Origin of the sequence: Bradyrhizobium sp. RDI18 (assembly GCF_043203335.1) — a bacterium.
Taxonomy (GTDB): domain Bacteria; phylum Pseudomonadota; class Alphaproteobacteria; order Rhizobiales; family Xanthobacteraceae; genus Bradyrhizobium; species Bradyrhizobium retamae.
The window spans coordinates 5,548,524-5,563,757 of record NZ_JBICRN010000008.1 but is presented as its reverse complement, the minus strand read 5'-3'; the positions used below and the strand labels follow the sequence as shown (position 1 = coordinate 5,563,757).

Here is a 15,234-nt window from a genome sequence, read left to right as displayed (position 1 = left end):
CGGCGCAATTTCTAATTCTTTGCCGTCTCTTTCTCCTTTGCCTTGGCCTTGCACGAAATCAGAAACGTAAACCCCCGCGCATTGCGGGCGATTTCGGCCGTCTTCAACTCGGACTTGGCGTCCGAGATCTGATACGGGACCACGCTGTTATCGAGAAAATCCCGCAAGGCTCCCGTCTTGATGGCGAAATTGATGTTCTCGGGAATGTTGCCCGTGGCCCTCGCGAACTTGATGGCATTCAGTTTCGCCGCGACCACGCCGACCACGTCGCCGCTTGCGGCCAATAGCGGCCCGCCGCTATTGCCGGGTTGAACGGCAGCACTGATCTGCAGGAAGCGCGTGTCGTTCAGGATGCCGCTGAGCGAGCTCACGATCCCGGTCGTCACCGTGAAATCCGACGTCAGCAATCCATGAAAGGGATAGCCGATCGCCACCACGCTGTCGCCGGACTGGATCGCCTTGTCCCTGATTTTGGCGACGTCCTTGAACGAGCCCGTCACCTGCAGCAGCGCCAGATCATTGGTCTCGTCGCTCGACACCAGGCGCAATTTGGCGGGCGCCTCGCCGGACAGATTGCCCGAGATGTCGCCGACGCATCCGTGCACGACATGCGCATTGGTCACGAGATGTCCGTTCGTGCTCACGAGGAAGCCGGTGCCGGTCTGGTCGAACAGTCGGTCGGGCTTGGCCGGCCCGGAATCCGGCGCCGCCGCTGCGGCGACCGGCTTGGCGGCGGGCAGGACCGAGAAATCGCCGGCACTGGCCAATCCCGATTGCCTGATCTTGGCAACGCAATTCGCCAATACCGGCAATAGCTGGCCGGTCTGGTCGAGGTTGAACTGGAAGAGCTGTCCCTGCGTGTAGGCGGTCATGGCCTTGGCCCGCCGGAACTGGCTGATCAGCGCGGAGTTGTTCGGCATCGGCACGCGCACCAGCTTGTCGGCAATCGGGACGCCATGGACGTTGAACGGTTGCTGACCATCGAATGTCAGGGTCAGCGGAAAGGCTTCCCCGGTCCTCAGTCTCCATTGTTCGTACATGAAGCCGAGGCTCCATCCGCCATTGCCGTCGATCATCACGACAAAATAGACGCCGCTGGCGTATTGGGCGCCTGCTGCACAATGCGAGAACGATCCGGTTTGATCGTGGGTGTAGGCTCCGCCCTTCCAGTTGCCGACGCTGATCGAGCCGTAGGGCCCACGCGCCTCTGCGTTCGAATTGGCAAAAATCGACCACAACAAAGCTGCAACCGCAGCAGCACGGCAGGCCATAAGCGCATTCCCCCACATTCCCAGGGCGAGCATATTTTGCTTTGCAACCAGTGTCCATTTGGACTGGCGCAGGACCAAAATTTCCTCTCAGGGAGCGGATCGTCCCGCTTTTTCCCGTGCTGCTGATGGTGCTTCTGCTTCGTCCCGGGGGTTTCGACCGCCGCGGCGCCGGCGCGATAGCGGCAGTCCGGGCTTTTTTGGTACCCTTCGGCGCGGCCATACGGGAACGAGCGGTGCCGGCGCCCCATGGGAACGACCATACGCCCCAGGGACTACGACCATTTTCCCCCCGCCGGCCGCTCATTTTGATGGATCGCGCCTGGCATCTTGCATACGGTGCGGGCTCGTTGCCCTGGCCGTTTCCGGAAAAAGCCGGAATCAGGGACGTAAAAAGACAATCGCGCCGCCGAGGGCGGATGCCAATTTGCAATACCCGGAGGAGAATGCCGTGAAGTCAAGAGTTGTCCGGTACGCCCTGTTTACAGTTCTGGCGGCGGTATCCGCCGTGACCGGTCAGGCCCAAGCCCAGTCATGGCCGGAGAAGCCGATCACCTTCATCGTGCCGTTCGCGGCCGGCGGCGGTACCGACGCCTTTGCCCGCCCGCTCGCGGCCCAGCTCGATGCCCAATTGGGCAAGCGCGTGCTGATCGAAAACCGCGCCGGCGCCGGCGGCACCGTCGGCGCTTCCGCGGCGTCGAAGGCAGCTCCCGACGGCTACACCTTCTTCATGGGCGCGGCGCATCACGCCATTGCCCCTTCGCTCTATCCCAACCTCGACTACAACATCGAGAAGGATTTTATCGCGGTGGCGCTGATCGCGCGGCCGCCGCAGGTGGTGGTCGTCAATCCGGACAAGGTTGCCGCCAAAACGCTGGCCGAGTTCATCGCTTACGCCAAAGCCAATCCGGGCAAATTGAACTATGGCTCCGCAGGCGCCGGCACCACGCATCATCTCGCGGGCGAACTGTTCAAGATCCTGACCAAGACCAACCTTCAGCACGTCCCCTATCGCGGGGCCGGCCCCGCGATGCAGGATCTCATCGCCGGCCACGTGCCTGTTGTCTTCGACGGGCTCGGCTCGTCGGCCGCCCCCATCAGGGCCGGACAGTTGCGGGCACTGGCCGTCGCGGCGCCAAAACGCGTGCCCGCATTCCCGGATCTTCCGACCGCTGCCGAAGCAGGCCTTCCCGGCTATGAAGTATCGACCTGGTACGGCCTGTTCGCACCAAAGAACACGCCGCCGGCGATCGTCGAGCAGATGGCCAAGGAGTTGCAGAAGGCCATGCAGACGTCGACCATCAAGGAAGCCTGGGAGCGCAACGGCTCCGACGTCCCTGATGTCGCCGGTCCTGCGTTCGCGAAAATGGTGTCGTCGGAAGTCGAGCGCTGGCGCAAGGTCGCGACCGAAGCGAACGTGAAGCTGGATTAGCCCGGCAGCCTGGGCGCGGCATCGTTTCATGACGAGTTCGCCGCGCCGGGGCTCGCCGGCTGGAGCTGGAAAACGCTCTAGCTGCCGCCGCGCACGCCATAGCGCATGAAGTCGTCATCGATTCCGGCCCGCAGCGACTTTGCTGCGGAAATATCGGCGTCGCCGCCAGCCTTATCGCCGCTCTTGAGCCTGGCAAGCCCGCGCCCATAGAACGCGCTCGCCAGCTTGGAATCGAAGCGTAGCGCTGCACTGAAATCATTGATCGCCGCGGCAGCTTCCCCCATCTTCAAGTGAATCAGTCCGCGCGAGTCATATGTGGCGGCGTCGTTCGGCCATGACTGAAGCACCTTGTTGCAGTCCTCAAGCGCCGCCTGCAACGAGCCGATGATGGCCCGGGTCCAGCAGCGCCCGCTCCACGCGGCTTCCAGATTGGGCTCAAGACGAATTGCCTCGTCGTAATCTCGCGCCGCGCGATCGTACTCATGCTTTTTCAGCAACACCCCGGCCCGGTTGACCAAAGCTCCGGCGTAATTCGGGTTGAGCTTGATCGCTTCGTCAAGAGATTTGAGGGCGAGGTCGTATTCGCCCTTCCTCAAGTAAGCTGCGCCGCGGTTGTTGAAGGGTTTTGCATAAGTCGGATCAAGCTTGATCGATTGATCGAAATCCGGCAGAGCGCGGTCAATGTCTCCCGCTGCCGTATGGGCATTGCCACGATTGTTATAGGCAATCGCACGCGCCCTCGTCGTACCCTGACCGGAGTCGATGAATGCCGTGCAGCCATTGATTCGGACTGCAAACGACGTGCGATCCGACCCGTTGCACAACGCAATGTTCTGCAGATAGTCGCCCGTCTTGGGATTCTGCGCGGCAGCCGGCGAACCGAGCAGCAGCAAGGCAAAAGCAGGCGCAAGGCCCCGAATGACGCGCCCGCTCGCACTGCATTTCATATCAGGCTCTCCGATCCTGGCACTCGCGCTTAGGCGACCAACTCCCGAGACCTCGTTCGATGACAGGTCTCTCACAACGCGAATGGGCCTAGCATCCCCGACAGATGTTCAGGTTTGATTTTGGATAGGGTTTTTGGTCCGGTTGCTGTGCCGCTGGTGCGCCCGGCTTTCGCGTGACCCTGCTTTTGCCTTCTTCAATGAGGGTGGAAAATCTGACTGTCCCGTCATCCGAAATTTCGACGCGCGGCGTGGTGCCTCGAACGCCCATGGTCGCGACCGGGGTGTCGACTTTCATATCGCCGGTCTTCGCGACTTTGCCTGCGACAAAGGTGAAGGTTCCCTTGGTTAGATTGAATAAGGACGCGTTGGACGTACTATTTGGATCGTATACGAACTCGTTCAAAACCATGCGCGCGTTGTTCGACAGATTGAAGGAAGTGCCATCGGTGAAGTTGATACCGACCCGGCCGTCGGCGCCGGTTGCAACTGCATCGCCCTGATAGACGAGATCACCGACTTTCGCCTGAGCGGCTTGGCCTGAGGTGCTCACCTGAACAACCACCGCACCCGCGCGTTCAATCGTGACCGAGCCCGTGGCGACAACAACTTTTCCAATCGGTTTTGACGCGAGATCCTGAACGGCGGGCCTTACTTGCGCGTGAGCCGGCGCGACAAACAGCCCGGCTGTCGCCAGCACGAAGCCTGTCATCAATGCGGCAATCGCATGCGTGCACATGATCCCCCCTTTCCTGAGAAGATCTTGTCTGGAAGACCGCGCGCGGGCTGTGTGAACCGGCGGCCGAGGCAACATTAAACCGGATGTGGGGGGAAGGCATCATCTGCCGCGCCCGCTCAAAAGGATTACTCCTTTTGAGCCTAAAGCCTAGCGCCCCTGGATTGGGCTAACCTCAGTCACGACATTTCGGCGGCCAGCCCCGGGGGCTGGCCGCAGCAAGATATTTTTGACCTTGGGCTGGACATAGCCAGACCCCACGAAATCGCATGAGGCAAGTGGCAAACGGGGGTTGGAGCCATGCTCGTTGGGTCTCACGCCGAGACTGGGGGCGAAGGTAAGACCGCTGCGGCCGGCAAAGTTCAGACCGCGGCCGTTTCCGGCCCCGTCAGCCATGTGACCCGCACCGCCGCTCGAGTGGCGGTCAGCGATCCGCAAAGTCGGGCTCATGCCGGCAGGTTCGGCATGCTGTGGCTCACGGCACTGACCTTCTCGCTTGTGAAGGAGGCCCGGGCCGCCGATCCGAACGTCACGCTCCTGGACGACGGCAACATCACATACAAGGACCTCGAGCACGGCTCATTCGAACTGGTCACCAAGGATGTGATCCCTCGACATATCCTCGTTGAGGATCCCGGACAGACCATCATCCTGCGTTCGCAAGGGTCCACGATCAGCGTCAGTCAGAGCACAAACTCCGCTGCGCGAATGGCTGAACTGCAGGCGGCCCAGCAGGAGGCGCTCGCCATCTACGAGAAGGGACTGGGGTCGACGGGATCGAGCACGCCTCCTTCCCTTGAGCGGCTACCGGTGCAACCGATCAATTTCATTCAGATTGATGATTCTTCCCCGCCGCAGGATTTGCCTGCTTTGCCCGCGGTGATCCTCGCATCGGCCCCGGAGATGATTATCGGACAACTGCCGCCTCCGCAGCCGACGCCACCGACGCTGAATGCGGTGGTCGGGCCGACCGAAATCGACACCACGGTCTTTGACGTGTTCACCGCGACAAGCGGCACTTTCCTTGCCAGCAGCCCCAACGGCGACGCGACGCTGACCTTCGGCATCAGCGGGGGAACCCCCGGCAGCACCGTAATCGACGGGGTGACGTACGATGTATCGAACGCTGGTCCCTACGGCACGCTTTACGTCGACAGCACGACCGGCGCCTATACGTTCGTTCCGGACAATAACGCGATCAATGCGCTGACCGAGCCCACCACCACGGACTTCATGGTCACCGTGTCCGACGGCACGCTCTCGGCCAATCAACCCTTTACGATCGCCATCAACGGCAGCAACGACGCGGCCATCATCTCCGGCGCCACCGATGGCACGGCTATCGAGGCCGGCGGCGTCGCCAACGTCGCGCTCGCCACGCTGAGCGCCACCGGGACGCTCACCAGCGCCGACGTCGATGACGCGCCCAATACTTTTACGACGGTTGACACTCCGACCACGAGCGCGCAGGGCTTTGGCACCTTCACGATGACGGCGGCCGGCGTATGGACTTACACGGTCAACGACTCCAACGGCGCGGTGCAGGCACTCAATGTCGGCGATAAATTGACCGACTCCTTCACGGTGACCACGATCGACGGCACCCCCCAGGTCGTGACAGTCACCATCAACGGCACCAACGACGCAGCAGTCATTTCCGGCACCACGACCGGCTCCGTGACCGAGGACGGCGGCACCAACTGCGATCTGCCGACCGCGACCGGCACGCTCACCGCTACCGACGTCGACAACGCGTCCGGTTTTACGGCGGTCAATTGCCCGACGGCCAGCGACGCCGGCTATGGCACCTTCACGATAACGCCGGACGGCGTGTGGACCTACATGCTCGACGACAGCAATTGCGCGGTGCAGGCACTTAATGTCGGAGACACGTTGACCGACACTTTCAAGGTGACCGCCCTGGACGGCACCGAGCAACTGGTGACGATTACCATAAACGGAACCAACGACGCCGCCATCATTTGCGGAACCAAGCAAGGCTCGGTCATCGAGGCTGGCGGCGTGGCCAATTCGGTATCTTGCAAACCAACCGCGACCGGCACGCTCACCAACACCGACGTCGACAACGCTCCCAACACCTTTACGGCGATCGATTCGCCGAAGCCGAGCGATGGCGGTTATGGCACCTTCACCATGACGACGGATGGCGTCTGGACCTACACGCTCGATAACACCAATTGCGAAGTGCAAGCGCTCAACGATTGCGACACGCTAACCGACTGCTTTACAGTGACCACCATCGACGGCACCCCGCAGGTGGTGACGATCACCATCAACGGCGCCAACGACGCCGCCGTCATTTGTGGCGCCACGACCGGCTCAGTAACCGAAGCTGGCGCTTGCACATACGGTACGCCGTTCGCCACCGGCACGCTCACCGATACCGACGTCGACAACACGCCTAACACCTTCACGGCAGTGTGCTCTCCGATGGCGAGCGATGCCGGCTATGGCACCTTCACAATGACGGCGGATGGCGTCTGGACCTACGAGCTTGACAACGCCAATTGCGAAGTGCAGGCGCTCGACGACTGCGACAAGTTGACCGATACCTTCACAGTGACCGCCATCGACGGCACCGCGCAGGTGGTAACAATCACCATCAACGGCGCCGACGACACGTTCCATTTCAAGGAAAGTATGTCCGACCTCAGAGCTTCGGATGTCGTCGCAGACGACATCCCGGCATCGATCAGCTCCAACGAAAACGCTTCAGCAACCAGTGGAGCGCCGGCGACAACAGAGACAGCCCAAACGATCGAACTGTCTGCACAATGGTCCGACGGTTTCAGTTGGAACCAACCGGGTATCGCTGTCACTACCCAAGCGCCGCACGATCTGATCGTGTGACGGAGCTGCGCCGGATTCCAGCGCAGCCGTTCCACGCCGCACGCCCTACTTCGCTTCGCTCGCTTTGATTCCCGAGCTTTCAACGAGCTTGGCCACCCGCGTCAGATCGCTGGCGAACAGGCGCGCGTGCGCCTCCGGCGTCAGCTCGCTTTCGGGAAACGGCAGGGTTCCGAGCTGTTTCAGCTTCTCCAGCAGCGTCGGGTCGGCCAGTGCTGCACGAAGCGCTGAATTCAGCGCGCCAATGGTTTCCCTGGGCGTGCCCTTCGCGACGTAGAGTCCATGCCACATCGAGTAGCTGACCTCGGGCATGCCAAGCTCGGCGGTGGTCGGCACGTCCTTCAACTGTTCAAGTCGTTCCGGCGAGGTAATGGCGATGCCGTGCAACGTTCCGGCCTGGATCTGCGGCAGCGCGTTGGTCACCTGATCCCACAAAAGATCGATCTGCCCTGCCAGCAGATCGGAGATCGCCGGCGCCGATCCGCGATAGGCCGCGACTGTGGGCTTGAAGCCGAGCACATTGCCCATCATCACGGCGCACAAATGGCTGTTGGTCCCGAGGCCGCCATGCGCGAAGTTCGCCTTGTCGCGTTGCGCCTTGATCCAGTCCACAAAGTCCTTCGGTCCCGCGCCGGGGATCGACTTGCGGCCAATCAGAACCATTGGCGCGTTGTTGACGAGGCCGACCGCCTCGAACGCCGTTTTGGTATCGTAGCGAAGGTTGGTGAACAGGCTGGGCGCCGCAAGCAGCGCGACGTGATTGATGAGGATCGTGGTGCCGTCAGGCGCCGATCGGGCCACGCGATCATTGGCCAGCGTGCTGCCGCCTCCGACCACGTTCTCGATAATGACGGTCTGGCCGAGCGTGCGCGACATCCGCTCACCGATCAGACGCGCGACAGTGTCGGTGCCGCCGCCGGCCGCAAAGGGCACCACCAGCGTTACCGTCTTGGCGGAGGATTGCGCGTGCGCCTGCGGCGCGAGCGCCGCAATCAGCAGGCCAAGCCCCGCAATTGCGCGTCTGAAGCGAAAATTGATCACGACGGCGTTCTCCCGAATTCTTGTTCTTGTTGTCATGCCGCGTTATCGCGGACGTGTGCTCCTTGGCAAAGCCACCCGCTGACCGGCCCGGCTTCGCATGACCTCGGATCATGCTGATTGCGCTTCCGCAAATCAAATGGAAAGCGAACGTAGCTCGCCGGCAGATCGGCGTGATACCATGTCTTCGGGGCGCAGATAGCATCGGGACGGATTTTGAAATGAGCGAGGCTGCATATGTTGCGGTCGATTGGGGCACGAGCAGTTTCCGGCTTTGGCTGGTCGACCGGACCGGCAACGTGCTGGGGGAGCGGCGCAGCCACGAGGGCATGATGGTGGCAGGCAAGCTCGGCTTCGCAACCGTGCTGCGATCGCATCTGGAAGCCGTCGGCGCCGCGGATGGGCTGCCCGTTGTCATCTGCGGCATGGCCGGCGCCCGGCAGGGTTGGGTCGAGGCCGGATATGTCGAGACGCCGGCGCCGCTTGCATCGATCCTGAAGCAGGCCGTGGCGGTGCCGGGACAGGACCGTGACATCCGCATCCTCCCGGGAATAGCGCAACGAGACCCCAAGGCGCCGGATGTCATGCGGGGCGAGGAGACACAGTTGCTCGGCGCCTTGGGCGTCGACGCGGCCGACGACGCGCTTGTCTGTATGCCGGGTACCCATTCGAAATGGGTCAGGGCGAGTGGCGGCGCCGTCGTGCGCTTCGCCACGTTCATGACGGGCGAGCTGTTCGACGCCGTGTCGCGCGAAACGATCCTGTCTCACGCGGTGGCCGGCGCCGATGAAGCCGAAGATGTCGACGCATTCAAGTCAGCGGTCGTTGCCGCCATTGAGGCGCCAGCGTTCGCTGCCAATCTATTGTTCCAGGTGAGATCGGGTCAGCTCCTCTACGGCGGCACGCCATCCTCGGCCCGCGAAAAAATATCGGGCACGCTCATTGGTCTTGAATTGGCGGCGGGGCTCGCCGAAGCTCCCAAGGCAGGCATCACGCTGGTGGCGTCGGGGAGGCTCCAGATGCTTTACCAGTTGGCGTTTGACACGGCTTCCGTACCTGTCCGATCAATCGGTGCCGAGGATGCGGTCCGTCGCGGTCTTGCGATGGCCGCTCACTCGATTTGGAACGTATGAAGGATCAGACGAATGAGCGTTGTCCCATTTCCCCCGATGAAGCGTCCGCTGGTCGCGATCCTGCGCGGCGTGAGGCCCGAGGAGGCGCAGGATATCGTCAGCGTGCTGATCGACGGCGGCATGACGGCGATCGAGATCCCGCTCAACTCGCCGGAGCCATTCCGCTCCATCGAGATCGCCGTCAGGAAGGCGCCCGCCGAAATCCTGGTTGGGGCTGGCACGGTCTTGACGCTGGAAGCTGTCGAGCGGCTCCACGATGTTGGCGGCCGGCTTCTCGTAACTCCCAACGTCGATCCCGAAATCATTGCCGGCGCCCGGGCACGCGGCATGGTCACGATGCCCGGCGTCTTTAGTCCAACGGAGGCGCTGCTTGCCGCCAAGGCTGGCGCCTCAAGCCTCAAATTCTTTCCCGCGAGCGTGCTTGGCGCGGCAGGCATCACCGCCATCCGCGCCGTGCTTCCCCCAAACCTGATGATCGCCGCCGTGGGTGGCGTCTCCGACAAGAACTTCGCGGATTACACGCGGGCCGGCATTCTGGCATTCGGCCTCGGCAGCAGCCTCTACAAGCCCGGCATGACGGCGGCAGAAGTGGCCACACGCGCCAAGGCGACGATCGAGGCGTACGACATGGCTGTTCAACAGGTGGCGTAGATCAGCGAGAGTCGGTCCCCGCCCGCCATCGCTGCCTCGCAGCTATGGCGCGGCCCCTGCGGGCGCCTAACCAGCAGGGACTTCTGTTTATCTGTATGTCGCCTTCGGATTGTGCATCGCAATCCTGACCGGATCGCCGCGGCCATTCATCCGCTGGTACGCAGACGGCCGCTAAGCTAACATCGGGATCATTTGAGAGGAGCGGTGGGTCGCATTGGACGGTCTACTCTTATGGGAAAGTCCAATGCCGGGCGCCGTCTGGGCATACAGCAATGGCCAACATTTCTGCTCCGCCAATGCCCATGCCACCCCGCAGCTATTTGGCCATCATCCGTAGCATCGACAAGTTCACGGAATTGACCGGGTATCTCTTCGTCCTCTCGATCATTCCCCTGATTTGCGCCAATGTGGTCGAGGTTTTTGCCCGCTACGTCCTGGGGGATCCGACGATCTGGGCCCTCGATGTGACGACGATGTCCTACGCGACCTTGTTCATGCTGGGCTCGGCGTTGGCGCTCCTGAAGGGCGCTCACATCCGCACTGATGTACTGTGGGAAACATTCTCGGATCGCACGAAAGGCATGATCGACAGCCTGGCGTTCCTGCTGTTCTTCTTGCCGACAATGGTCGTGCTGTTCTTCCTCTCGATAGACGATTTCCTGTACTCGCTCTCGATCAACGAACGCGGAAGCTCCGGCGCGTGGACGCCGGTCCTGTGGCCGCTGCGCGGGGTTATTCCGCTGACGGCCTTCATGCTGTTCTTGCAAGGCATCTCGGAGTTGATGAAGAGCCTCTGGGCTTGGCGAACCGGCGCATTCTTGGCCAAACACGAGAAGATCGAGGTCTGAACAACCATGACCGCCGCCGAAGCTCTCGGACTTGCCATGCTCGTCGGTATGGTCTTCGTCATTTTCATCGGTTTCCCGATTTCCTTCACGCTGCTGTTTCTCGCCCTTGTTTTTGGTGGCATTGGCCTCGGGTGGGAACAGACTTTCAATCTCGGCTACCTGCAGATCTGGGGCACGATGAAAGACGAGATCTTTCCCGCCGTGCCGCTGTTCATCTTCATGGGTTACATGACCGAACAGGCCGGACTCATGGAGCGGCTGTTCGTGGCTTTGCGCAGCGTTCTCGCGCCGGTGCGCGGATCGCTGTATTTGGCCGTAGTTCTAACGGCGACTATTTTTGCGATGGCGACCGGCATCGTGGGCGCCGCGGTGACCGTGCTCGGCATCATGGCCGGATCGATGATGATCAAAACCGGCTATGACGCGCGGCTGTCAGCGGGTGCAATCGCCGCCGGCGGTACGCTCGGCATTCTGGTCCCTCCGAGCGTAATGCTGGTAGTCATGGGCCCGGTCATGGGCGTGCCCGTCAATCTTCTTTATTCAGCGGCGTTCGGCCCGGGCTTTCTGCTCGCTGGCTCCTATATTGCCTATACGCTCGTCCGCAGCTTGATCAATCCGAAGCTCGGTCCAGCCATGACCATGGAGGAGCGCACAGCCACCTATGACGCGATGACCACGGAAAAGGTAGGCGCTCCTGTGGTCGGATTGGGCCTCGCGTGCTTGGTCGCATTGGCGTATTTGCTGCTCGATTTGTTGTTGAGCCAAGCGCGTGTGCCGCGTCTGTCGTTTACGATCGGACCGTTTAGCCTGTCGGTCGTCGCTTCGGTGCTAGCGATTCTGACGGCTTACCCCTACTTCCGGAACGCCTACTTCCGCGCCGTCATGCTCGGCGTTGCGCCTTTGAGCGCGCTGATTGGATTTACCCTGGGAACCATCGTCGGTGGAATCGCCACGCCGACCGAGGCAGCCTCGTGCGGAGCTTTCGGCGCTGTCCTCCTTGCACTCTTTTACGGCCGGCTCAGCATGCAATCGATCACCAATGCGGCCATCGGCACGATGGTGACCTCGGCCATGGTGCTGTTTCTGGCGGTGGCCTCAACGGTGTTCGGCGCTGTCTTCACCAAGCTGGGTACGGCGAACTTGATTACCAACTATCTGCTCGCCCTTCCGTTGAGCGACTGGTGGAAGCTGGCGTTGATCATGGTGATCTTTTTCGTCCTCGGCTGGCCGTTTGAATGGCCCGTGATCATCCTGGTCTTTCTTCCGATCGTTTTGCCGGTGGTCGAAAAGCTTCAGTTCGGCTTGAACAAGCTCGACCTGCTGATCTGGTTTGGCGCACTGACCGCCGTCAATATGCAGACGTCGTACTTGAGCCCGCCCGTTGCAATGTCGGCGTACTACCTGCGGAACGTCGTTCCGCAATGGAGCTTGAGCACGATTTACCGGGGCATGTCCGACTACATGGTGATTCAGGTCGTAGTTCTGGCGCTGCTGCTGTTGTTCCCGCAAATCGCACTGTGGTTGCCGAACCTTGTCAGGTAAGCGCGACCGGCTGCTTATCATACCAGGAAGGGCGGCCGAGGCCGCCCTTCCTACTATGTCCTTATTCTTTAACGGGCCAATAGTGGTCCGCCTGCAAAGCGTAGGGCGGGAACATGAAGCGCTTGGCAGGCACGACCTTGGCGGCATAGGCCTTCTGAGATTCGTAGACTTTCTTGAAGAACGGGTTCTTCGCGACCTCCGCCGCCGCGGCAAACTCATCCCAGGCCTTGAGGAAGGCCTGATTGACCTCGGGCGGTGTAGTCAGGAGCTTGACTCCGTGCTTCTCCTTAAACTCTGCGATCGCGTCCGCGTTTTGTCTCTGGAAGCTGGCCCACCAGCGCAGGAACGTCTCTGATGTGGCCGACTTGATGGCTTCCTTGTTCTGATCCGGCAAGCTGTCCCACACGTCCTTGTTGATCGCGATCTCAGCGACAGAGGCACTCTCATGCATGCCGGGTGTGTAGTGGTATTTCCAGACCGTATGCAGACCAAGGCGCTGATCCTCAATTCCGCCGACCCACTCGGCACAATCGATCGTGCCGCGCTCTGCGGCGGGCAGGATCTCACCACCCGGCATGTTGACAACCGCCATACCCATCTTGGCGTAGAGCTGGGAGACAATGCCGGTCTGGCGGCACTTCATTCCCTTGAAGTCGGGCAGGTCCTTGATCGGACGCTTGAACCAGCCGAGTGCCTGCGGGCTCGGCGGAATGCTCGGAAATGCCACCAGATTGAGCTTGAGCTCCTTCTGGTAGAACTCGTTCCACAGATCGAGGCCGCCGCCCTCGTAGACCCATCCAATGAAGTCGACAGCATCCATGCCGAAAATGCCCGCCGGGGTATTGGCGAACAGCGTCGCGGTGACGCTCTTGCCGTACCACCAGTAGGAGATGCCATAGGCACCGTCGATCACCTTCTTGTGCGTTGCATCCAGGATCTCAAACGGCGGAACGACCGCGCCGCCCGGCAGCGCCTCGATCTTGAGATTGCCGCCGGTCAGCTTGTCGACGCGGTCGGCAAAAAACTTGAGAGCATCGTGCGTAGTGGATGACGGCGGAACCGCCGATTGTATCTTGAGGACCCGCGGCTGTTGGGCGAGTGCTGTGCCCGCGAACGCCAACGTGGCGGAGGCTGCTGCGAACAGAGCGACTTTTCTAAGCGAACTCATTTTCATCGGACGTCTCCCTCCCTTTTGCTTTTTCTCCCTTTTGGCAGAGTGCGGGGGCGAGCCCAGTGGCTGACCACCACACGAACAGCCTACAGCGGTAAGGTGCTGTCAGCCAGTGCGGCTCTCTGGAGTTCGTTAGCCTCCAATAAGATGAACCCGCGGGCCGTTAAAACAGCCGTCCGGCCACCCCGGTTGGTGATTAGGCTAGACAGCCGCTTGCGATGGCAAAATGGGCCTTCCGGGCAGCGGCGAAGCTGTCCGAATGGATGGGCCGGCTGGCGGAGAGAGTGTCAGTCAATCCCCATTGAAATATCAAGCATTTTCGACCTTCCTAGACCAAAACCCACCGCTTGAGCAACGGCCGGAAAATGGGATTTCGCCTTCGACGAAGGCCTGTCCCGCCCTACGGGCCGTCATCGACGCAGTGTTATCGAGCGACTAGCGAACGGCAAATTGGCGTCCCCTTGCCGGCGCCGGTCAATCCGGAAGGGGGATGTGCTCATCCCGGTCATCGACCGGGAGATCGAAGCGTCCCTTGCCCCAGTTCTGCGCGCGCCATTCGGCCTTCGCGACCTCGATGCGCTCCTGGGACGAGGCGACGAAATTCCACCAGATATAACGTGGTCCGCTGAGCGTGGCGCCGCCGAGGATCATAAGCCGCGCGCCTTGGCCGCCGGCCGCGACCGTGATTCTGTCGCCGGGGCGGAAGACCATCATCTGAGGCGCCTCAAAATCCTGGCCGGCGACCGAGATCGAGCCCTCGACGATGTAGATGCCTCTGTCCTCGTGATCGTCCGGCATCGGCAGCCGGCTTCCTGCTTCGAGCTTCACATCGGCGTAGAATGTCTCCGAGAACATCGTCGCGGGGGCGTTCTTGCCGTAGGCGTTCCCAAGGATGAGCCGAACCGAGACACCATGGTCCTCGATCACCGGCAGTACATCCTTGCCGTGATGCTCGAACATAGGCGCCATGTCCTCGTGGCTGTCGGGCAGCGCTAACCAAGTCTGAATCCCCAGCACGCTGTGCGGGCCGCTTCGACCCTCTGCGGACGTGCGCTCCGAATGGGAAACACCGCGCCCGGCGACCATCAAGTTCAGCGCGCCGGGACGGATGATCTGGTCGGACCCGATGCTGTCCCGGTGATGAAAGTCGCCGCGATAGAGGTACGTGACGGTGCCGAGACCGATATGCGGGTGCGGCCGGACATCGATGCCTTCGCCGGTCAGGAACTCGGCTGGCCCGGCCTGGTCGAAGAAGATGAACGGCCCGACCATCTGCCGCTTCGGCGCGGGCAAGGCGCGCCGAACCTCGAAGCCGCCAAGGTCTCGGGCACGCGGAACGATGAGGGTTTCGATCGCGTCGATGCCCACCTCATCGGGGCAGCCCGGTTCGATTGCTGGGTTCCAACTCATACGCGTCATCCTCTCTTAGGCTTCCGGCGGCTTCGCCCCTCACCGATGCGAAGGCGAATGCCGGGTTTCGATTAGTCTGCACCGCGCTAGCGGGCTGAGCGCTACCGGCCCGACGACTGCCCGATCTAGTGAGTAGCCGTCTCCGCAACTAGCTCCGCAATGCGCTAAGCTGTGTCGTGGAAAGTGGAACGCG

12 protein-coding genes are annotated in these 15,234 nt (G+C 61.5%); 6 read left to right on the top strand and 6 right to left on the bottom strand.

What is annotated here, in order from left to right:
- Positions 1-11 precede the first annotated feature (11 nt).
- On the bottom strand, positions 12-1,271 hold the full coding sequence (locus tag ACFXS9_RS35960) for a S1C family serine protease (RefSeq protein WP_392697653.1): 1,260 nt from the start codon (positions 1,269-1,271) through the stop codon (positions 12-14).
- 448 nt (positions 1,272-1,719) lie between these two features.
- Between ACFXS9_RS35960 and ACFXS9_RS35955 the strand changes: the two genes are divergently transcribed.
- Positions 1,720-2,700, top strand: a complete 981-nt coding sequence (locus ACFXS9_RS35955) for a Bug family tripartite tricarboxylate transporter substrate binding protein (protein ID WP_392697650.1) — start codon at positions 1,720-1,722, stop codon at positions 2,698-2,700.
- Between the two features lie 77 nt (positions 2,701-2,777).
- Here the strand turns inward: ACFXS9_RS35955 and ACFXS9_RS35950 are convergent, their stop codons facing one another.
- The gene (locus ACFXS9_RS35950; protein ID WP_392697647.1) at positions 2,778-3,647 is read right to left on the bottom strand and encodes a tetratricopeptide repeat protein; all 870 of its coding nucleotides are present in this window, start codon (positions 3,645-3,647) and stop codon (positions 2,778-2,780) included.
- 88 nt (positions 3,648-3,735) lie between these two features.
- Positions 3,736-4,383 carry a FecR domain-containing protein gene (locus ACFXS9_RS35945; protein ID WP_392697644.1) on the bottom strand — a complete coding sequence of 216 codons (648 nt, stop codon included), beginning with the start codon at positions 4,381-4,383 and terminating at the stop codon, positions 3,736-3,738.
- Between the two features lie 462 nt (positions 4,384-4,845).
- Here ACFXS9_RS35945 and ACFXS9_RS35940 point away from each other — a divergent pair, with 462 nt between their 5' ends.
- Complete coding sequence (locus ACFXS9_RS35940) at positions 4,846-7,251, top strand: VCBS domain-containing protein (protein ID WP_392697641.1); 2,406 nt, start codon at positions 4,846-4,848, stop codon at positions 7,249-7,251.
- A gap of 45 nt (positions 7,252-7,296) precedes the next feature.
- Here ACFXS9_RS35940 and ACFXS9_RS35935 read toward each other — a convergent pair whose 3' ends face one another.
- Entirely contained in the window at positions 7,297-8,289 is a 993-nt protein-coding gene (locus ACFXS9_RS35935; RefSeq protein WP_392697638.1) for a Bug family tripartite tricarboxylate transporter substrate binding protein, read from the bottom strand.
- A 218-nt stretch (positions 8,290-8,507) separates the two neighbouring features.
- Between ACFXS9_RS35935 and ACFXS9_RS35930 the strand changes: the two genes are divergently transcribed.
- The 4 genes from ACFXS9_RS35930 (at position 8,508) to ACFXS9_RS35915 (ending at position 12,460) form a co-directional block, all read left to right on the top strand.
- On the top strand, positions 8,508-9,419 hold the full coding sequence (locus tag ACFXS9_RS35930) for a 2-dehydro-3-deoxygalactonokinase (RefSeq protein WP_392697636.1): 912 nt from the start codon (positions 8,508-8,510) through the stop codon (positions 9,417-9,419).
- Between the two features lie 12 nt (positions 9,420-9,431).
- The gene (locus tag ACFXS9_RS35925) at positions 9,432-10,070 is read left to right on the top strand and encodes a 2-dehydro-3-deoxy-6-phosphogalactonate aldolase (protein WP_392697633.1); all 639 of its coding nucleotides are present in this window, start codon (positions 9,432-9,434) and stop codon (positions 10,068-10,070) included.
- A gap of 296 nt (positions 10,071-10,366) precedes the next feature.
- On the top strand, positions 10,367-10,918 hold the full coding sequence (locus tag ACFXS9_RS35920; RefSeq protein WP_392697630.1) for a TRAP transporter small permease subunit: 552 nt from the start codon (positions 10,367-10,369) through the stop codon (positions 10,916-10,918).
- 6 nt (positions 10,919-10,924) lie between these two features.
- Entirely contained in the window at positions 10,925-12,460 is a 1,536-nt protein-coding gene (locus ACFXS9_RS35915) for a TRAP transporter large permease subunit (protein ID WP_392697627.1), read from the top strand.
- Between the two features lie 61 nt (positions 12,461-12,521).
- On the opposite strand, the gene ACFXS9_RS35910 is transcribed toward ACFXS9_RS35915, so the two are convergent.
- Both ACFXS9_RS35910 and ACFXS9_RS35905 read right to left on the bottom strand, forming a co-directional pair.
- Positions 12,522-13,634 (bottom strand): TRAP transporter substrate-binding protein, encoded by a 1,113-nt coding sequence (locus ACFXS9_RS35910; protein WP_392697624.1) that lies wholly within the window; start codon positions 13,632-13,634, stop codon positions 12,522-12,524.
- 471 nt (positions 13,635-14,105) lie between these two features.
- The gene (locus tag ACFXS9_RS35905; RefSeq protein ID WP_392697622.1) at positions 14,106-15,041 is read right to left on the bottom strand and encodes a pirin family protein; all 936 of its coding nucleotides are present in this window, start codon (positions 15,039-15,041) and stop codon (positions 14,106-14,108) included.
- Positions 15,042-15,234 lie beyond the last annotated feature (193 nt).